Consider the following 18,199-nt stretch of genomic DNA (forward strand, 5'->3'; position numbering starts at 1 on the left):
TGTCGCCTTGGCGCAGCGGAGCACGCAAGAAGCTTTCACCACCGCGCGCGTCGCTGATCTCCAGATGCGTGAAGCGCGCGAGCGCGGGTTCGTAGGTGGCATGCAGCCGCCAGTCCGTGCCGGCACTGCCGGGGTGCGAGATCGAACTGCCATCGACAACGCGCAGCCGGCGCCCCGTCGGCGCGGCGCTTTTGGCGCAAGCGTTTTGGAGCAAGGCGCCCGCAATGTCGCCGAGCCAATCGGCGGCGGCGCGCAAGCGCTTCAAAAGAGCAACGTCGGAAAGGCTCGCAATCTCGTTCACCCCGGCCCAGGCGGCAGCCGTGCGCAGGCTCATCCCACCGGGGCCATAGGCCAACGCCAAGCGCAGTAATGTCGCTGCGTCCGCAACATTGCGACGACGCACCAGCGCTCCCGTCGCCCGCGCCGTCGCATCAAGGTCAAGCGATTGCGACAGCCTCGATATCAGAGCCTGCCAGTCGGTTTCGATCGAATCATTCGTTCGCATCTGGCCCAGGAATCACATCTCGATTCCACCAGTCCACACCTAAGTTAGCGCCTATGGGGCAGCACCCCCCTCTGCCCTGCCGGGCATCTCCCCCGCAGGTGGGGAGATCGGACGCTTCACCGGCCGCGCCCGCCACAAAAAATACCCCTCAAAGCCCATCCAGCGGAAACTTCAAATACCGCCGGCCATTCGCCTCGGGCTCCGGCAGCCGTCCGCCATTCATGTTGACCTGCAGCGCATGCAGGATCAGCCGCGGCATCGGCAACGTCCTGTCACGAGCCTCTCGCAAGGCGACGAAATCGGCCTCGCTGCGCGCGGCGGCAAGATGGATGTTGGTCGCCTTCTGTGTGGTGACCGTGCTTTCCCATAAGGGCTCGCGGCCGCCGGCCTGATAATCATGGCCGACGAAGACGCGCGTCTCGTCCGGTAGTGCCAGGATGTCCTGGATCGAGCGCCAGAGCCGCGCGGCACTACCGCCGGGAAAATCCGTCCTCGCCGTGCCGCTGTCGGGCATGAACAGCGTATCGTGGACGAAAGCGGCATCGCCGACCACATAGGTGATCGAGGCCAACGTGTGCCCGGGCGAGAACAGCACCTTGACCGGAAGCGTGCCGACCTGGAAGGTTTCGCCTTCCGCAAAAAGCCTGTCCCACTGCGAACCGTCGGCGGGAAAATCCGGCCAGTTGTAGATCGCCTTCCACAGTTTCTGGACGCCGACGACCCTGTCGCCGATCGCCGTCGGTGCGCCGGTCTTCTCTCTCAGATAATGCGCCGCCGAGAAATGGTCGGCATGCGGATGGGTGTCGAGAATCCATTCGACGCTCAGCCCCTGCTCGCCGACGAAGTCGAGCAGGACATCGGCGTTCGTTGTTGCCGTGGCGCCGGATCTCTCGTCGAAATCGAGGATCGGATCGATGATGGCGCATCGCTTCGTCGCCTGGTCGGCGACGACATACTGAATGGCCCCGGTCGGCTTGTCGTAGAAGCCGCTGACCTGTGGCCTGGCCAAAGCTACGTCCAATTTCGGCTTCCCCAACCCTTGGTCCAACCCTCGGCTCGCAGGAATGATTTTCTCTGGCTGCACCCGAGAAGAGCATGGTTGTCCGCTCGGGTGGTCCAGTCAAGGTTCATTTCGCTCGCAGCGGCGAGAAAGCCAAAAACTGTTCCGAAGCGATCAGGCGGATGGCTGCTTGGTCTTCCTGAGATAGGGCAGGATGGTCTCATAAGCGCCGAAACGCTTGATCGCATCCTCGTTGGAAACGGCGGCGGTGATGATGACGTCCTCGCCCTGCTTCCAGTTCGCCGGCGTCGCCACCTGGTGTTTGGCGGTCAGCTGCATGGAATCGACCGCGCGCAGGATCTCGTCGAAGTTGCGGCCCGTGGTCATCGGGTAAGTCAGCACCAGCTTAATCTTCTTGTCCGGCCCGATGACGTAGACCGAGCGCACTGTGGCGTTGTCGGCCGGCGTGCGGCCTTCCGACGTTTCACCGGCACCGGCGGGCAGCATGTCATAGAGCTTGGCGACCTTGAGGTCTTTGTCGCCGATCAGGGGATAGTGCACCGTTTGGCCAGTCGCCGTCTTGATGTCGGCCTGCCACTTGTCATGGCTCGCGACCGGATCGACCGAAATGCCGATGATCTTGACGTTGCGCTTCTTGAACTCACCCTCCAGCCCAGCCATCGTGCCAAGCTCGGTCGTGCAGACCGGCGTGAAATTCTTCGGGTGGCTGAACAGGATCGCCCAGCCGTCGCCGATCCATTCATGGAAGTTGATCGTCCCTTGCGTGGTCTCGGCGGTGAAATCCGGCGCGATATCGTTGATACGAAGGCTCATGGCACATCTCCCCTGTAAACAGATTCCGCCAGAAGCAAGAGGCGGCAAACCATGGCCGCCATCACATGTCCACGCTCCGGCAATCGCCGCATATTAGCGCAAAAATTGCGGCCGCGAGATAATATCAAACTCTTGTCGGCGGCAGAGCGAGAATTTTCATGCTGCCGGGGGCACCGCCAGCGGATGAGAGCTTTGGTTTGAACTCGAAGTGCGCGCTGCCTCAGGTCTTGTTGACCGCCAGGGTCGCCGTCAGGTCTTCCATGCGCTGTGCCAGCGCGCCAAGCGCGTTGGTCAGCACGCTGTCGTTCTTGTCGGCCTTGGTCAGCGCATCGTCGCGCGTCTTGCGCAAGGTCAGCACTTCGGTTTCCATGCCCTTGACGCGTTTCTGCAGCTCCGAAAGCTCGTCCATCACCATGATGCCGGCCATCACCGTCAGCCGCTGGTCGCCGATCTCGCCAAAGGAGTCCTTCAGATGCGAGACATAGCGGTCGAAACGTTCGGCAAGGTCGATCAGATGCTCTTCCTGGCCCTCGTCGCAGGCCATCCGATACTGTTTGCCGTCGATGGAAACGGTGACTTGAGCCATGAGCCTACCTGTCCAGCCCCCTACCTGTCCAACACAGCGCGGATGGTTTCCATGGCGGTCACCAGCCGTCGCGACACTTCCTTGTTGGCGTCTTCCAGCCGTTCGGCGCGTGCTTCGGAATTGTCGAGTTCCTGCGCCAGCCGGGAGCGATCGGCATTCATCCGCTGCACTTCGGCCTCGGCTTCCGAGTAATCGCGTTCATGCTCGAGCTTGGCCGCGACGGCGTTTTCCAGCCCCTCGATGGCCTTGCCCAGCCTGGCTATAACTTCCTTGAGTGTGGCTTCCCCGGTCATGGCCTTCGTCCTGTGCCCTGCCCATCACCGAATCGTTCGCGTTCAGAACGCGTTATCTCCGAAACATTAGGCACCGGGTGAAGGCAACGTCAACAAAGCTCTCGCGACTGTCCCCTGCTAACGCTAATGTAGACCCGCCGCCGGCATCACAAGACCGGCAAATGTGCACCCGATTTGTTGACTAAAAGCGCGCGCCTGCTATGTGTCGCGCACCCTTTTCAAGGGCTCTCCCAAGCCCCCAAACCCCCACTTCTGGAGGAACCATGACGTCGCGTGAACAACATGACCGGATGGCCAATGCGATCCGCTTTCTCTCCATGGACGCCGTCGAGAAGGCAAATTCCGGCCATCCCGGCCTGCCCATGGGCTGCGCCGACATCGCCACGGTGCTGTTCACGCGCTTCCTGAAATATGATTCCAAGGCCCCGCACTGGGCCGACCGCGACCGTTTCATCCTGTCGGCCGGCCATGGCTCGATGCTGCTCTATTCGCTGCTGCATTTGACCGGCTACGAAGACATGACCATCGACCAGATCAAGCACTTCCGCCAGTTGGGCTCGAAGACCGCCGGACACCCCGAATACGGCCATGCCACCGGCATCGAGACGACGACCGGCCCGCTCGGCCAGGGCCTGGCCAATTCGGTCGGCTTCGCGCTCGGCGAACGCATCATGAACGCCGCATTCGGCAATGACCTCGTCGATCACTACACCTATGTGCTCGCTGGCGACGGCTGCCTGATGGAAGGTGTTTCCCAGGAAGCCATCGCGCTTGCCGGCCACCTCAAGCTCAACAAGCTGATCGTCTTCTGGGACAACAACAACATCTCAATCGACGGTCCGGTGTCGCTGTCCGACACTACGGATCAGGTCGCCCGCTTCCAGGCCTCCGGCTGGAACGCCAGCCATATTGACGGCACCGATCCGGAAGCCATCGCCTATGCCATCGAAGCCGCCCGTCATTCCGACAAGCCGACGATGATCGCTTGCAAGACGACCATTGGCTTCGGCGCGCCGACCAAGGCCGGCACCAACAAGGCGCACGGTTCGCCGCTCGGTGCCGACGAGATCGCCGGCGCACGGAAGTTCTTCAACTGGGATTCGCCGCCCTTCGAGATTCCGGCTGACATCCTCGACGCCTGGCGCTCCGCCGGCAGAGCCGGCGTCAAGGCGCGCACAGACTGGGAAGGCCGCCTGGCCAAGGCCGACGCAAAGCTGAAGGCCGAGTTCGAGCGCCGCATCGATGGCAAGCTGCCGTCTAATTTCGACGCCGTCATTGCCGACTACAAGAAGAAGCTCTCTACCGACAAGCCGAAGGTCGCCACCCGCAAATCGTCCGAGATGGCGCTGGAGGTCATCAACGGCGCCGTGCCCGAGACCATCGGCGGTTCGGCCGACCTGACCGGCTCCAACAACACCAAGACCAGCCAGACCAAGAACATCACATCAGACGACTACGGCCAGCGCTATGTCCACTACGGCATCCGTGAGCACGGCATGGCCGCCGCTATCAACGGCCTGACGCTGCATGGCGGTCTCATCGCCTATGGCGGCACCTTCCTGTGCTTCTCCGACTATGCCCGTCCGTCGATGCGGCTTTCCTCGCTGATGGGCATCCGCTCGATCTTCGTCATGACCCATGATTCAATCGGTCTGGGCGAAGACGGTCCGACCCACCAGCCGGTCGAACATCTGGCCGCATTGCGCGCTATCCCCAACCACAATGTCTTCCGTCCGGCCGATGCGGTCGAGGCCGCCGAATGCTGGCAGTTGGCGATCGAGTCGGAAAAGACGCCGTCGACCTTGGCGCTGACCCGCCAGAACCTGCCGACGGTCCGCACCGAATTCGTCGCCGATAATCTCAGCGGCCGGGGAGCCTACGAACTGGCCGCAGCCAATGGCGAGGCGGCGGTGACTATTTTTGCCACCGGCTCCGAAGTCGAGATCGCGCTCGGCGCCCGCGACCTGCTGGAAAAGCATGGCCACCCGACCCGCGTCGTCTCGGTTCCCTGCTTCGAACTGTTCGACAAGCAGGGCGACGACTACCGCAAGAAGACGATCGGCAACGCGCCGGTGAAAATGGCGATCGAAGCCGGCATCCGCCAGGGCTGGGATCATTTCATCGGTTCCGACGGCATCTTCGTCGGCATGACCGGCTTCGGCGCTTCGGGCACGATCGAGCAGCTCTATCCGCATTTCGGCATCACCGCCGAAGCCGCTGCCAAGGCAGCGGAAGCCCGCCTGCATACCAAGTAGGGCCTGTGCACGTCGCCCAAAAGCGTACCACGGTTTTGGGTAACGGCATGCACGAAACAAAAGGGGCCCGGCGAAACCGCGCAAAGCGATTTCGCCGCGCTGGCCCAACCTAATCGATTTAAATCCACGTCGCCGCGGCTGGATTCTTTCCGCTTCCGCCGCTATGAAACTGCGGACCCATCGTCTGCCCTCAGCTCCCAGGGAGAGAATAATGACCGTCAGAGTTGCCATCAACGGATTCGGCCGCATCGGCCGCAACATCCTGCGCGCCATCCATGAATCCGGCCGCAGGGACATCGACGTCGTCGCCGTCAACGACCTCGGCCCGGTCGAGACGAATGCGCACCTGTTGCGCTACGACAGCGTGCATGGCCGCTTCCCGCACGAAGTTTCGGTTTCCGGCGACCAGATCACCGTTGGCAAGGAGACGTTCAAGGTCACCGCCATCAAGGATCCGACGCAGCTGCCGTGGAAGGAACTCGGCATCGACATCGCGCTCGAATGCACCGGCATCTTCACCGCCCGCGACAAGGCGGCCGCGCATCTGACCGCCGGCGCCAAGCGCGTCATCGTCTCGGCCCCGGCCGAAGGCGCCGACCTCACAGTCGTCTACGGCATCAACCACGATCAGCTGACCAAGGACCACATCGTCATCTCGAATGCCTCGTGCACCACCAACTGCCTGGCGCCGCTTGCAGCCGTGCTGCACGAGACGGTCGGCATCGAAAAGGGCATGATGACGACGATCCATTCCTACACCGGCGACCAGCCGACGCTGGACACCATGCACAAGGATCTCTACCGCGGCCGCGCCGCCGCGCTGTCGCAGATCCCGACCTCGACCGGCGCCGCCAAGGCGATCGGCCTGGTGCTCCCCGATCTCAAGGGCAAGCTCGACGGCATCTCGATCCGCGTGCCGACCCCGAACGTCTCGGTCGTCGACTTCAAGTTCATCGCGAAGCGTTCGACCACGGTGCAGGAGATCAACGACGCGGTGATCGCCGCCTCCAACGGCAAGCTGAAGGGCATTCTCGGCGTCACCCATCACCCGAACGTGTCGATCGACTTCAACCATGATCCGCGTTCCTCGATCGTGGCGCTCGACCAGACCAAGGTGATGGACGGCAACTTCGTTTCGGTGCTGTCCTGGTACGACAATGAATGGGGGTTCTCCAACCGCATGGGCGACACCGCGGTCGCTTTCGGCAAGACCATCGCCTGATCGCAGAGCTCTCTTTTCGAGACCTGAAGCGCCCGGCTTTGTCCGGGCGTTTTTCATGAGGGCGGCCTGCGCCTTCCTGTGTCCTGAGTGCCAAAACGCCCAAAAATCAGCAGCATAGAGCAAAAAACCACCCCGCCGCCTTGCACTGGTCATGTCTTCGCCCCACTCTGCCGTGAAGCGAGGGAAAGAGGAATTCGAGGGGCAAATCACGGATGGAGCATGCGATCTATCTCGTCACGCTGGTCGGCACAGCGCTTGTCGTCGCCGCCGCCTTTTCGAGCCTGATCGCCTTCCGCTTCGGCGCCCCTCTTCTGCTCCTGTTTCTTTGCATTGGCCTGGCCACCGGCACCGACGGTCTCGGCATCGAGTTCGACAACGCCCGCATCGCCTATTTTGCCGGCTCACTGGCGCTCGCCGTCATCCTGTTCGATTCCGGGTTCGGCACGCCGCTCAACGCCTTGCGGCAGGCTGCAGGCCCGGCCCTGTCGCTGGCGACCTTCGGCGTGCTTGTCACGACCGGCCTGTTCGGCGCCGCCGCCCACTATCTGCTCGACCTCACCTGGCTGGAATCCTTCCTGCTCGGCGCCGCCGTCGCCTCCACCGATGCAGCGGCCGTGTTCTTCCTGTTGCGCGCCGGCGAGATCAATCTGCGCGAACGCGTGCGCTCGACGCTTGAGGTGGAATCCGGAACCAACGACCCGATCGCCATCTTCCTGACCATCACCCTGGTCGAGATCATCGCCGCCCACGCCAACCCCGAGACCAATGTCCTGGTCACCAGCCTGTTCCTCGGCTTCCTGCTCAACATGGGCCTCGGCGCCGTCGTCGGCGTGCTTGGCGGCCTCGCCATCGTGCGTCTCGTCGACCGGCTCAACCTCGATCACGGCCTGCTGCCGATCTTCGTGCTGACCTTGTCGCTGATGGTGTTTGCCGCTGCCGGCGCCATTGGCGGCTCAGGCTTCCTGGCGGTCTATATCGCCGGCCTCATCGCCGGCAATTCCGACATCCGCGCCGTCACCATCCTCAAGCGCTTCCAGGACGGCATGTCGTGGCTGGCGCAGATCATCATGTTCCTCATCCTCGGCCTGTTCGCGACGCCATCGCAGTTTCCGGCGATCATGGTGCCGGCGGTGCTGCTCGGCCTGTTCCTGATGTTCGTGGCACGGCCGATTGCGGTCTGGCTGTGCCTGATCCCGTTCCGTCTGCCGCGCCCCGAAGTCGCCTTCGTCTCCTGGGTCGGCCTGCGCGGTGCGGTGTCGATCCTGCTCGCCATCACCCCGCTGCTCGGCGGCCTGGAAAACGGCCGCGTCATCTTCAACACCGCCTTCATCATCGTGCTGGTGTCGCTGGTCATCCAGGGCTGGACGGTCGGACCGCTGGCCCGCCGCCTCGGTCTGATCGTCCCGGCCCGCCTTGGCCCGCTGGACAAGGTCGAGCTGGAACTGCCGGGCTCAGCCCACCACGAGCTTCTTGCCTATCGCGTCGCCCCCGGCAGCCCGGTGGCGCGCGGCGAGCGCATACCGCGCTGGGCACGGCCTTCGCTGGTGCTGCGTGACGGCCGCTCGATGCGCTTTCAAGACATGGGCCGGCTCGCCGCCGGCGACCAGGTCTACATCTTCGTGCCGGACCGCTATCCGCGCCTGCTCGACAAGCTCTTCGCCAGCCGCGCCGTGGTCGATCCCGAGGACGCCGATTTCTTCGGTGCCTTCGCCGTCGATCCGGCACGCTCCGCCGCCGAACTGGAAATAGCCTATGCGCCCGGGCTCACCGACGTGGAGCAGCAAATGACCGTCGGCGCGCTGGTCACGGCGCGGCTCGGCGGCCATGCCGAATATGCCGACCGGGTGCTGATCGGGCCGATCGAGCTGATCGTTCGCGACGTCGACGACAAGGGCAAGATCACAGGCCTTGGCCTTTCCTTCGAACCGACCGCGCCGGTGGCCCGGGTGCCGGTTTTCCTCAGCGCCGGCGAAATCGCCGACCGTCTCTCCACCTTCATCCGCAACTGGCGCAAGCCGACCCAGACGAAGATGACCGAGGTGCGAGCAGACGAGAAACCGACGCCGGATCCCGCGCCGGAAAAGACAGCGACCGAACACTGACAACTTCGATTGTGAGCGCTGCCCTTAATCCGCCCACGGCACAAAATCGTCCCGGCTTCGAAAATTCGTTTCGAAGCCGGGCTCAAGCCTTGCATCATCATCGATGCGAGGTATGGTCCCGGCGATTTTCCACGGAAAGGAACCCGCATGGCCGTCTTCAAGACACTCGACGATATCGGCAACATCAGCGGCAAGCGTGTGCTGGTGCGCGTCGACCTCAACGTGCCCGTCACTGAGGGCAAGGTCACCGACGCCACCCGCATCGAACGCATCGCGCCGACCATCGCGGAACTGTCCGGCAAGGGCGCCAAGGTCATCCTGCTTGCGCATTTCGGCCGGCCCAAGGATGGCCCCTCGCCCGAATTCTCGCTGGAGCCTATAGCCAGGGCAACGGCTGACGTGCTCGGCCGCCCCGTCGGCTTCGCCAGTGACTGCGTCGGCGACACCGCGGCAAGCGCCGTCGCCGCCATGAACAAGGGCGATGTGCTGCTGCTTGAAAACACCCGCTTCTACAAGGCCGAGGAAAAGAACGATCCGGCCTTCACCGAAAAGCTTGCCGCCAATGGCGACATCTTCGTCAACGACGCCTTTTCCGCCGCGCACCGCGCCCATTCGTCGACCGAGGGGCTGGCGCATCTGCTGCCGGCCTTTGCCGGCCGCACCATGCAGGCCGAACTCGAAGCGCTGGAGAAGGGTCTGGGCAATCCTGTCCGTCCGGTTGTCGCCATCGTCGGCGGCGCCAAGGTCTCGACCAAGATCGACCTGCTGATGAACCTGGTGAAGAAGGTCGACGCACTGGTCATCGGTGGCGGCATGGCCAACACCTTCCTTGCAGCGCGCGGCACCGATGTTGGCAAATCGCTGTGCGAGCATGATCTCGCCACGACCGCCAAGCAGATCATGATCGAGGCCGCCGAGGCCGGCTGCGCCATCATCCTGCCGGTCGACGGCGTCGTCGCCAAGGAATTCAAGGCGGGCGCTGCCTGCGAGACCGTCGCCATCTCGGATGTGCCGGCAGACGGCATGATCCTCGATGTCGGCGCCAAAACCGTGACGACCATCGGCGAATGGATCGACCGCGCCGCGACACTGGTATGGAACGGCCCGCTCGGCGCCTTCGAGATCGCACCCTTCGACCATGCGACGGTGGCGGCGGCAAAGCACGCGGCTCAGCGCACCAGGGCCGGCAAGCTGGTCTCCGTTGCCGGCGGCGGCGATACGGTGGCGGCCCTCAACCATGCCGGTGTCGCCGACGACTTCACCTATGTCTCGACCGCCGGCGGCGCCTTCCTGGAATGGATGGAAGGCAAGCCGCTGCCCGGCGTCGATGTGCTGAAACGCTAAAACAATTTCAGGAAAAGGGTGAAACGGTTTTCCCGGGAAAAGCGCATAGCGCTTTCCCTTGGGAATTGCGGCTAAACCAAACAACCCGATCAACACTAGGAGAGCGAACAAGGGCGCCGGAAGCTTTCAATCGATTCGAGCTTTCCGATGCCATTCCTTTGGCGGTAGACTTCCGTTAAGCGCGGAACAACCGTTTCAGGAGAAGCAGAATGAGCGAACGTCTCGAAGACATTGCCGCCGCGATCGTCGCCGATGGCAAGGGCCTGCTGGCCGCCGACGAAAGTTCCGGCACCATCAAGAAGCGCTTCGACGTCATCGGCGTCGAATCGACCGCCGACAGCCGCCGCGACTACCGCGAGATGATGTTCCGCACCAGGGATGCGATGACCCGGTACATTTCCGGCGTCATCCTCTACGACGAGACGATCCGCCAGAAAGCCGCCGACGGCACGCCGCTGGTCGACATCATCAAGGCGGCCGGCGCCATACCCGGCATCAAGGTCGACGCCGGCGCCAAGCCTCTGGCCGGCTTTCCCGGCGACACCATCACCGAGGGCCTCGACGGCCTGCGCGAGCGCCTTGCCGACTACTACAAGCTCGGCGCGCGCTTCGCCAAATGGCGCGCGGTGATCGACATCGACATCGGCAGGGGCGTGCCCTCGGCCAATTCGATCGGTTCGAACACCCATGCACTCGCCCGCTATGCGGCCCTTTGCCAGGAGGCCGGCATCGTGCCGATCGTCGAGCCGGAAGTGCTGATGGACGGCGCACACGACATCGACACCTGCTACGACATCTCGAAGGCCACGCTGATCAAGCTCTACGACGAGCTCCATTCGGCGCGCGTCGTGCTCGAAGGCACCATCCTGAAGCCCAACATGGTGCTGGCGGGCAAGAAATCGGGCAAGGTGAGCAGCCCGGAAGAAGTCGCGGAAAAGACCATAAAGCTGTTTCGCCAGACCGTACCGGCAGCCGTGCCGGGCATCGCCTTCCTCTCCGGCGGCCAGGAGGACGAGGAAGCGACCGCCAACCTCAACGCCATCAACGCCATCGGCCCGCATCCGTGGAAGCTGACCTTCTCCTACGGCCGCGCGCTGCAGGCCGCGCCGCAGAAAGCCTGGAGCGGCAAGGCGTCGAACGTCGCCGCCGGCCAAGCCGCCTTCACCCATCGCGCCCATATGAACCACCTGGCGGCGCTTGGAAAATGGAAGGCGAGCCTGGAACAGGCCGCCTGATTGCAGTCCTTCCGTCTTCCTTCGAACCCGGGCCGATGCGCCCGGGTTTTTTGTTTGCGGCTTGGCCGGGCTTGGGACGGAGCCTCGTCGTCCTTATCTGCCAATCGGCGCTGGAGCATGATCCCGAAAAGTGGAATCCGGTTTTCTCTGACAAACGGAAACCGTTTGTCCAGAGATCATGCTCAAACAAACAGCCGGCGATGTCGGTTTGCGCCTGCCCCGAACGTCCTTGGGGATGACAGACAGGGAGAGTTTCATGCATCGCAACAAGGTCGTTTCGCGCGAAGACTGGTTCCAGGCGCACAAGGCGCATCTGGCGCGCGAGAAGGAACTGACACGGTTTCGCGAGCGGATCGCGGCTGAGCGGCGTGAACTGCCCTGGCTGAAGATCAGGAAGGACTATGTCTTCGAGACCGAGCAAGGGCCGAGGAAACTGGCCGACCTGTTTGCCAACAACAGCCAGCTGATCGTCTATCACTTCATGTTCGGGCCGGGTTGCAGCCATCATTGCCAGGGCTGCTCATTCCTTGCCGACCATATCGACGGCGCCAATCAGCACCTCAGGCATCACGACGTGTCGCTGGTCGTGGTTTCGCGCGCGCCGCTGGCGGAACTTCTGCCCTACAAGCAGCGCATGGGCTGGAAATTCGACTGGGTGTCATCCTATGCCTCGGATTTCAACTTCGACATGCAGGTTTCCTTCACCGACAGGCAGATCGCCGCCGGCGACACCACCTACAATTTCGAGACCCGTCCCCGAACATCGAAGGAGCTTCCCGGCACCAGTGTTTTCTACAGGGACGAGAACGGCGACACCTTCCTCACCTTCCTATCGCGCGCCCGCGGCGGCGAGGCGCTAATCGGCACGTATGATTATCTCGACATGACGCCGAAGGGCCGCAACGAAACCGGCCCCTATCACGGCCTGATGGACTGGGTGCGCTTGCACGACGAATATCAGGACAGACAGACAGCTCAGGCGAGTTGTTGCGATTGAAGATCGTTCACGTCAGCCCAAACATGCGCTAAGCCTGCCGCTGATCGTTTAACGGTATTGTCATGCGCCTCCCGGCCCTCCTCACCTGGCTCGCCTTCCCTGTCTATATCTGGCAGGGCCTCGGCGTGAGACGCCGCACCACGCGCATGCTGCCGGCTCAGGGGCCGGTCATGCACGATCTCGCCGGCACGGCACCGCCAATTTCGCTGCTGGTGCTGGGGGATTCCTCGGCCGCTTCGGTCGGCATCGGCAACTCCGAAAACGGGCTTGCCGCACAACTCGCCGTGCTGATTTGGCAGAGCACAGGCCGCGCCGTGCGCTGGCGCGCCGCCGGCTTCAATTCGGCGACGTCTGGCCAGATCCGCGACCATGTCCTGCCCAATCTGTCGGCCGATGCATGGACGCATATCGTGCTGGCCATCGGCACCAATGACACCAAGAATTTTCACTCGGTGCCGCGCTTCAAGAAGGAGTTCGGCGGCCTGCTCTACGCGCTGCGCGCCAAATGGCCGGAAGCGCGCGTGGTGTGGTCGCCGGTGCTGGAGTTCACGCGGGCGCCGGCCATGCCGCCGCTACTCGGAAAAATTCTTGAAATCCGCGCCAGCGAAATGAACCGGATGGGTGAACGCCTTTGCCTGGAGCGCGGCGCGGTGCCGGCGCCGCGCCTGCCAATCACAAATCCTGAGGCCGGCTTTGCCTCCGACGGCTTTCACGCCTCGGAAGCCGGCTACCGCGCCTGGGCCGAACATCTCGTCGGTCCGGTGCTGGCCATCTGAAGGGGTAGTAGCTGGCCTCGCCCGATGCGAGGCCTATGCCCAGTGCCCCAGCACGGCTGTTATGGAAATCGCCGCCATCGCCAGCAGCGCCAGCTTCCAGAAGTCGCTGCGCCGTTTCAGACCCGGCCAGCCGAGCGGCTTGATCAGCTGAATGACCATGATGCCAACAATGACGAGCGCGAGGAGTTTCGACATGCCGCCTTTGACCAGCAACGCGGCCGGCTGTCAAAGCACCTCGTTCGTTGCCTGAGAAAGAATGGGCGTCGCGATCCCGAACCGGAACGCGGCGCCCGCCCTTGACCGGAGAGCGGCCTATTTCAGCGGCTTGAGGCCGGCCTCGATCGAGGCGCGCTTCGGTTCGAGGAACGGCGGCAGGGCGAGGCTTTCACCCAGCTTTTCCAGCGGCTCGTCAGCGGTGAAGCCCGGCCCGTCGGTGGCGATCTCGAACAGGATGCCGTTCGGCTCGCGGAAATAGAGCGAGCGGAAGTAATAGCGCTCGACCTCGCCGCTCGACGGCAGCCGGAATTCGGCCAGCCGCGCCGTCCATTGATGCAGCGTCTCCTGGTCCGGCGCCCTGAAGGCGACATGGTGAACCGCACCCGCGCCTTGCCGTGCCGGCGCCAGTCCCGGCTGCACCAGAACATGCAATTCCGCCGCGGGCCCACCCTCTCCCATTTCGAAGACGTGAACCTGGCCCTCCGGCGACGCATACTCGCGTACCTTGCGCATGTTCATCACCCTGGTCACCACCGCCTCGGTGTTGGTGATATCAGGAACGCTGATGACGATCGGCCCGAGCCCGCGGATCTGGTGTTCGGCCGGCACCGGGCTCTGCGCCCAGGGATGGCTGTCGCCCTTGCCGCCGTCGCTGATGAGCCGCAGGCGCTGGCCCTCCGGGTCCTCGAAATCCAGACTGGGGTAGCCGCCGATGTCGGCGATCTCTCCTGTTACGATGCCTTCGTCTGCCAAGTGCTGCTTCCACCAGGCAAGGCTCTCATGGCTACGGACCCTGAGGCTGGTCCGCGCAATGCTGTGGGTGCCGCGCCGCTCCCGTCCGACCGGCCAGTCGAAGAAGGTGAGATCGGTGCCCGGTGTGGCTTCGCCATCGGCATAGAAGAGATGGTAGGCCGAGGTGTCGTCCTGGTTTACGGTCTTCTTGACCAGCCGCAGACCCAGCACCTTCGTGTAGAAGTGAACATTGCCCGGCGCATTGGCGGTGATGGCGGTCAGATGGTGGATACCTGTCAGTTGCAAGCTCATGGTCGTCTCCCTGTTTTGGGGAAGAATTTTCTCGCTTCATATCAGAACTGCGGCCACGTCGCTGAAGGCCTGCCTATCCGGACGGTCCGTCGCCGCAGGATGAACAATAGCGTCTCGATTTAATTGCCTCGGTGAACAATTGGATAGCTGTGGCCCTGCCGCGGGCAGAATGCGATGCAGCGAAAGCGATGCTTTCCTCGGGCGAGCGCGGCGGCCCGAACTATCATCGCATGCCCTGCCATCCTCCTGACAGACTGCTGTCAGGAGGGGTATGCGATAGTGTCTCCATCAGAAGAGAGGAGACCAGCCATGAACGGTTTTACCATTTTGCGCGGTATGCAGCACTATGTCGGCAAGATCCGCACGATGCGCAACGAGATCCGTACCCGGCGGCTCATGAACTCGCTGCCAGCGGACATTCGCAAGGATATCGGCTGGCCGGACATGTATGCCGACCGTGGCTTTCGCGGCAATTGAGACGAATTTTTCGACCCTGCGATTGGATGTGGGCGCTGAGACGCCCAGATAAGAAACCAAATAGCAGGTTTGGCGCGCGAGGGATGGAGCGAGCTTATGCCCGAACAGAAGACAATCGGCTTTCTTTTCATCGAAGGTTTTGCCGACTGGGAGTACGGGCTGCTGGCGGCTTCGGCGGTCGAATGGTTCGGCGCCCGCGCCGTATCGCTAGCACCTGACGGCAAGCCGGTGACCGGCATCAGCGGCTTCGGGCTGACGCCTGACCGTTCGGCCGAGGCGGATCAGAATACCGATCTCGATGCCATCGCCGTCATCGGCTCCGATCTGTGGTTCGGCAAGGCGCCCCCGGATGCGGCGGAACTGCTTACCGCCATTGCGTCGCGCGGCGGCGTGGTCGGCGGTATCTGCGCCGGCACGCTGGCACTGGCCCGTGCCGGCCTGTTCGAGAAAGCCAGGCACACCAGCAATGGCCGCGACTGGATCAACGGTCATGAGGCCGGCTATGCCGGCGACAGCAATTATCAGGATGTGCCGTATGCCGTGGCTGACGGCAAAATTGTTTCCGCGCCCGGTTCGGCGCCAGGTACCTTCGCGCTCGCCTTTCTCAACGCACTCTATCCAGAAAGAGGCAGCGACCTCGCCCAGATGCGAACGCTGTTCGCCAAGGAGTATGCTGAAGCCTCCTGACAGTATGCTGTCAGGAGGGACGTGCGATGGTGCGAGCCTCGGACACTGCGCATCGGCGGTCGAAAGGACGATCGATGAAGAGTTGGAACGGCAGATTGAACACACCTGGCATCAACGGCGCGCGCACGATGGCCGGCGCCGTCGAAGGTCAGCCGATGCTGCGTGCGTTGCGCACGCCGCTCGCCATCGAGCATGGCGCCGAAGTGACATGTCCGGTCACGATAGGCTATCATCTGCGCACGGTTGCCGAGGCCGCCAATGAGGATCTCGAGCGCGGCATGACGCTGAGCGACATCGCCCCCTTTCTGGCGCGTGCTTGATGCGTAGACGTCGACAACGAGTAAAACGAGTAAACTGTCCTTCGGCGCGAAATTCGTCGCCACGCAGCGCAAGCGCGAAGGGCTGAAGCCGTAATGCATGTCATCTGGAAGTGGATCCGGTCCCGGAGCCACGCCGTGCATGGGACCAACACTGGGGAGGCAAACGATGCGCCGCGCCGACAGGCTCTTTCAGATCGTGCAGCATCTGCGTGGTGGCCGTCTGGTCACCGCTCAGAAGCTCGGCACGTGGCTCGAGGTTTCCGAGCGAACCATCTACCGCGACATTGCCGACCTGCAGTCGACCGGTGTGCCGATCGACGGCGAGGCCGGCGTTGGCTACATGATGAGGGAGGGTTTCGACCTTCCGCCGCTGATGTTCACGCGTGACGAGATCGTCGCGCTGGTTGCCGGCGCCCGCATGGTGCGCGCCTTTGGCGGCGCTGCTATGGCGCGCGCCGCCGACGAGGCGCTGGTCAAGATCGGCGCCGTACTGCCCGAAGCCGAAAAGGACCGCATCGCCCGCACCGAGATCCACACGCCGATGTGGGTGGTCAGCGATGCCGCCCGCGAAGCAATCGACCTGATCGAGCGCGCGGTCGAAAAGCGCCAGGTGCTGACCATCGACTACTCGGACGAGGCCGGCCGCGGCACCGCCCGCGATATCCGCCCGCTTGGCTTGTGGTTCTGGGGCAAGGTGTGGACGCTGGTCGCCTGGTGCGAGATGCGCGACGATTTTCGCGCCTTCCGCATCGACCGCATCGCCTCGGTGGTCATCGCCGGCCGCATCTTCAAACCGGAGCGCGGCAAGCAGCTTGCCGACTTCTACCGGGCCGTGGAGCGCAGCGAGGATTACGGCATGGCGCCGGATCGCGCCGCGCGAACCTGAGAAAACGGCACAAAAAAGCCCGCTCGAAGCGGGCTTTTTCCATTGGGCGTGCGACGTCTCACTCGTCGTCGTCATTGTCCGTGTTCTTCGACTTCAGCGCCGAGAGCTTGGCGAACACGGCGTTGGCATCGAGTTCGGCATCCTCGTCCTTCGGTTTCTCGGGAGCCGGCACCAGCCGCTCGGTCAAGGCCGCCGGCAACAGCGTGTCACCGACCGGCTGCGCCTGTTCGCGACCGCGCGAGGCGCGATTGACTTCCATGTCGAGGTCGATCTGCGACGCAAGGCCCAGCGTCACCGGGTCCATCGGCTGCAGATTGGCGGAGTTCCAGTGCTTGCGCTCGCGGATCTGCTCGATCGTCGACTTGGTGGTGCCGACGAGGCGCGAGATCTGCGCGTCCTTGAGCTCGGGATGGTTGCGCACCAGCCAGAGAATTGCATTCGGCCGGTCCTGGCGCTTCGAAAGCGGCGTGTAGCGCGGACCCTTGCGCTTGGATTCGGGCACCCGCACCTTGGGGTCCGAAAGCTTGAGGCGCTGGTTCGGGTCTTTCTCGGCGCGCGCGATCTCGTCGCGGGTCAGCTGGCCGGTCATGATCGGGTCCATGCCCTTGATGCCTTGCGCCGATTCGCCGTCGGCGATCGCCTTGACCTCGAGCGGATGCAGCCCGCAGAACTGCGCGATCTGCTCGAAGGAAAGCGCGGTGTTGTCGACCAGCCAGACGGCGGTCGCCTTGGGCATAAGCAGCGTATTGGCCATTTAAAAAATCCTTCTCGTTCGCCCGCGTTCCCGCGCGGGCGGTGGTTTAGAGCCACCAAAATGGGAAATTCGCGGCCTGTATAACCGTTCCATTGTTGTTTCGCAATGTTTTTGGAAGCAACGGCAGGGCAACGAACTCGGGTTAACGGGTTCCTTCGCAGCCTTCGCCTGCGCATTGGCTGACGGAGCATCAAACGAAAAACCCGCCTTGCGGCGGGTCACTGGCGCAAATCAGCACCATGGACGAATATGTACCATAGCTGAGGGCACGGAGTCAAGAAAAAATTCCTATCGTGAAAAGCTGCCGGCACAAAAGCTGCTGACACCGCCGAACTGGCTGTCGCCAGGGCGCTCGCGCCATTGCCGCGAGCGAAACTGCGCCCAAAACGACAAAACCCGCCGGACAGGGTCCAGCGGGCTCGGAACCGGCGACGGCAAAACCGTCTGCTTCGGCTCTTGCTTCTACGGCATGGTCCGCTCCTTGGAGCGGACCATGCTCAAATCAGATGGCCCTGCGGGCGATCTTTTCGATATCGCCACGGTTGATGCCGAGATCGCTGAGCTGACGTGCGTTGAGGCGGTTCAGTTCGCGCACGGTCTCGTTGTACATGCGCCAGTTACGGAAAGCGCGGATCGGGTTCATGGTAGTCCTCCAAGGATTGTTCG

At 63.1% G+C, this 18,199-nt stretch carries 19 protein-coding genes and 1 pseudogene; 11 read left to right on the plus strand and 9 right to left on the minus strand.

Annotated features, from left to right (window positions below; translation table 11 throughout):
* From NKI73_RS20780 to NKI73_RS20800, 5 genes and pseudogenes are all read right to left on the minus strand, one after another.
* Positions 1-403, minus strand: a pseudogene (locus tag NKI73_RS20780) (IS4 family transposase); the annotation flags it as partial.
* 250 nt (positions 404-653) lie between these two features.
* On the minus strand, positions 654-1,526 hold the full coding sequence (locus tag NKI73_RS20785; RefSeq protein ID WP_352632776.1) for an MBL fold metallo-hydrolase: 873 nt from the start codon (positions 1,524-1,526) through the stop codon (positions 654-656).
* A gap of 153 nt (positions 1,527-1,679) precedes the next feature.
* On the minus strand, positions 1,680-2,339 hold the full coding sequence (locus NKI73_RS20790) for a peroxiredoxin (protein ID WP_352632777.1): 660 nt from the start codon (positions 2,337-2,339) through the stop codon (positions 1,680-1,682).
* Between the two features lie 220 nt (positions 2,340-2,559).
* Complete coding sequence (locus NKI73_RS20795; protein ID WP_352632778.1) at positions 2,560-2,925, minus strand: cell division protein ZapA; 366 nt, start codon at positions 2,923-2,925, stop codon at positions 2,560-2,562.
* 20 nt (positions 2,926-2,945) lie between these two features.
* A complete protein-coding gene (locus tag NKI73_RS20800; RefSeq protein ID WP_013529251.1) occupies positions 2,946-3,218 on the minus strand; it encodes a DUF4164 domain-containing protein in 273 nt (90 codons plus the stop codon).
* A gap of 263 nt (positions 3,219-3,481) precedes the next feature.
* On the opposite strand from NKI73_RS20800, the gene tkt reads away from it, so the two are divergent.
* The 7 genes from tkt to NKI73_RS20835 all read left to right on the plus strand — a co-directional run bounded on the left by tkt (position 3,482) and on the right by NKI73_RS20835 (position 13,149).
* A complete protein-coding gene (gene tkt / locus NKI73_RS20805; protein WP_352632779.1) occupies positions 3,482-5,473 on the plus strand; it encodes a transketolase in 1,992 nt (663 codons plus the stop codon).
* A 211-nt stretch (positions 5,474-5,684) separates the two neighbouring features.
* Positions 5,685-6,695 carry a type I glyceraldehyde-3-phosphate dehydrogenase gene (gene gap / locus NKI73_RS20810; protein WP_352632780.1) on the plus strand — a complete coding sequence of 337 codons (1,011 nt, stop codon included), beginning with the start codon at positions 5,685-5,687 and terminating at the stop codon, positions 6,693-6,695.
* A gap of 212 nt (positions 6,696-6,907) precedes the next feature.
* Positions 6,908-8,797, plus strand: coding sequence for a potassium/proton antiporter (locus NKI73_RS20815; RefSeq protein WP_352632781.1), 1,890 nt, complete (start codon positions 6,908-6,910; stop codon positions 8,795-8,797).
* 147 nt (positions 8,798-8,944) lie between these two features.
* A complete protein-coding gene (locus NKI73_RS20820; protein ID WP_352632782.1) occupies positions 8,945-10,141 on the plus strand; it encodes a phosphoglycerate kinase in 1,197 nt (398 codons plus the stop codon).
* 209 nt (positions 10,142-10,350) lie between these two features.
* Positions 10,351-11,376, plus strand: a complete 1,026-nt coding sequence (locus NKI73_RS20825) for a class I fructose-bisphosphate aldolase (RefSeq protein WP_352632783.1) — start codon at positions 10,351-10,353, stop codon at positions 11,374-11,376.
* A gap of 256 nt (positions 11,377-11,632) precedes the next feature.
* On the plus strand, positions 11,633-12,373 hold the full coding sequence (locus tag NKI73_RS20830; RefSeq protein ID WP_352632784.1) for a DUF899 domain-containing protein: 741 nt from the start codon (positions 11,633-11,635) through the stop codon (positions 12,371-12,373).
* 62 nt (positions 12,374-12,435) lie between these two features.
* A complete protein-coding gene (locus NKI73_RS20835; RefSeq protein WP_352632785.1) occupies positions 12,436-13,149 on the plus strand; it encodes an SGNH/GDSL hydrolase family protein in 714 nt (237 codons plus the stop codon).
* A 33-nt stretch (positions 13,150-13,182) separates the two neighbouring features.
* Here NKI73_RS20835 and NKI73_RS20840 read toward each other — a convergent pair whose 3' ends face one another.
* Entirely contained in the window at positions 13,183-13,344 is a 162-nt protein-coding gene (locus tag NKI73_RS20840; RefSeq protein ID WP_023757423.1) for a hypothetical protein, read from the minus strand.
* 117 nt (positions 13,345-13,461) lie between these two features.
* On the minus strand, positions 13,462-14,409 hold the full coding sequence (locus NKI73_RS20845; protein ID WP_352632786.1) for a ring-cleaving dioxygenase: 948 nt from the start codon (positions 14,407-14,409) through the stop codon (positions 13,462-13,464).
* 309 nt (positions 14,410-14,718) lie between these two features.
* Between NKI73_RS20845 and NKI73_RS20850 the strand changes: the two genes are divergently transcribed.
* The 4 genes from NKI73_RS20850 to NKI73_RS20865 all read left to right on the plus strand — a co-directional run bounded on the left by NKI73_RS20850 (position 14,719) and on the right by NKI73_RS20865 (position 16,779).
* Positions 14,719-14,886: a hypothetical protein gene (locus tag NKI73_RS20850; protein ID WP_352632787.1), complete on the plus strand. Its 168-nt coding sequence runs from the start codon at positions 14,719-14,721 to the stop codon at positions 14,884-14,886.
* 96 nt (positions 14,887-14,982) lie between these two features.
* Positions 14,983-15,573, plus strand: coding sequence for a DJ-1/PfpI family protein (locus tag NKI73_RS20855; RefSeq protein WP_352632788.1), 591 nt, complete (start codon positions 14,983-14,985; stop codon positions 15,571-15,573).
* 95 nt (positions 15,574-15,668) lie between these two features.
* The gene (locus tag NKI73_RS20860; protein WP_352632789.1) at positions 15,669-15,893 is read left to right on the plus strand and encodes a hypothetical protein; all 225 of its coding nucleotides are present in this window, start codon (positions 15,669-15,671) and stop codon (positions 15,891-15,893) included.
* 166 nt (positions 15,894-16,059) lie between these two features.
* The gene (locus NKI73_RS20865; protein WP_352632790.1) at positions 16,060-16,779 is read left to right on the plus strand and encodes a helix-turn-helix transcriptional regulator; all 720 of its coding nucleotides are present in this window, start codon (positions 16,060-16,062) and stop codon (positions 16,777-16,779) included.
* Positions 16,780-16,837: 58 nt separating this feature from the next.
* Here NKI73_RS20865 and NKI73_RS20870 read toward each other — a convergent pair whose 3' ends face one another.
* Complete coding sequence (locus NKI73_RS20870; RefSeq protein ID WP_023810957.1) at positions 16,838-17,533, minus strand: DUF1013 domain-containing protein; 696 nt, start codon at positions 17,531-17,533, stop codon at positions 16,838-16,840.
* Positions 17,534-18,035: 502 nt separating this feature from the next.
* Positions 18,036-18,176, minus strand: coding sequence for a DUF1127 domain-containing protein (locus NKI73_RS20875; RefSeq protein WP_352632791.1), 141 nt, complete (start codon positions 18,174-18,176; stop codon positions 18,036-18,038).
* Positions 18,177-18,199 lie beyond the last annotated feature (23 nt).

It is taken from the genome of Mesorhizobium sp. M0496 (genome assembly GCF_040321205.1).
Classification (GTDB): domain Bacteria; phylum Pseudomonadota; class Alphaproteobacteria; order Rhizobiales; family Rhizobiaceae; genus Mesorhizobium.

Bases quoted from the DNA above. Each gene is read 5' to 3' on its own strand.
- gap (WP_352632780.1), top strand. From the start codon at position 5,685: ATGACCGTCAGAGTTGCCATCAACGGATTCGGCCGCATCGGCCGCAAC.
- NKI73_RS20835 (WP_352632785.1), top strand. From the start codon at position 12,436: ATGCGCCTCCCGGCCCTCCTCACCTGGCTCGCCTTCCCTGTCTATATC.
- NKI73_RS20855 (WP_352632788.1), top strand. From the start codon at position 14,983: ATGCCCGAACAGAAGACAATCGGCTTTCTTTTCATCGAAGGTTTTGCC.
- NKI73_RS20815 (WP_352632781.1), top strand. From the start codon at position 6,908: ATGGAGCATGCGATCTATCTCGTCACGCTGGTCGGCACAGCGCTTGTC.
- NKI73_RS20840 (WP_023757423.1), bottom strand. From the start codon at position 13,344: ATGTCGAAACTCCTCGCGCTCGTCATTGTTGGCATCATGGTCATTCAG.
- NKI73_RS20820 (WP_352632782.1), top strand. From the start codon at position 8,945: ATGGCCGTCTTCAAGACACTCGACGATATCGGCAACATCAGCGGCAAG.
- NKI73_RS20795 (WP_352632778.1), bottom strand. From the start codon at position 2,925: ATGGCTCAAGTCACCGTTTCCATCGACGGCAAACAGTATCGGATGGCC.
- NKI73_RS20850 (WP_352632787.1), top strand. From the start codon at position 14,719: ATGAACGGTTTTACCATTTTGCGCGGTATGCAGCACTATGTCGGCAAG.
- NKI73_RS20800 (WP_013529251.1), bottom strand. From the start codon at position 3,218: ATGACCGGGGAAGCCACACTCAAGGAAGTTATAGCCAGGCTGGGCAAG.
- NKI73_RS20875 (WP_352632791.1), bottom strand. From the start codon at position 18,176: ATGAACCCGATCCGCGCTTTCCGTAACTGGCGCATGTACAACGAGACC.
- NKI73_RS20865 (WP_352632790.1), top strand. From the start codon at position 16,060: ATGCGCCGCGCCGACAGGCTCTTTCAGATCGTGCAGCATCTGCGTGGT.
- NKI73_RS20790 (WP_352632777.1), bottom strand. From the start codon at position 2,339: ATGAGCCTTCGTATCAACGATATCGCGCCGGATTTCACCGCCGAGACC.
- NKI73_RS20870 (WP_023810957.1), bottom strand. From the start codon at position 17,533: ATGGCCAATACGCTGCTTATGCCCAAGGCGACCGCCGTCTGGCTGGTC.
- tkt (WP_352632779.1), top strand. From the start codon at position 3,482: ATGACGTCGCGTGAACAACATGACCGGATGGCCAATGCGATCCGCTTT.
- NKI73_RS20830 (WP_352632784.1), top strand. From the start codon at position 11,633: ATGCATCGCAACAAGGTCGTTTCGCGCGAAGACTGGTTCCAGGCGCAC.
- NKI73_RS20825 (WP_352632783.1), top strand. From the start codon at position 10,351: ATGAGCGAACGTCTCGAAGACATTGCCGCCGCGATCGTCGCCGATGGC.
- NKI73_RS20845 (WP_352632786.1), bottom strand. From the start codon at position 14,409: ATGAGCTTGCAACTGACAGGTATCCACCATCTGACCGCCATCACCGCC.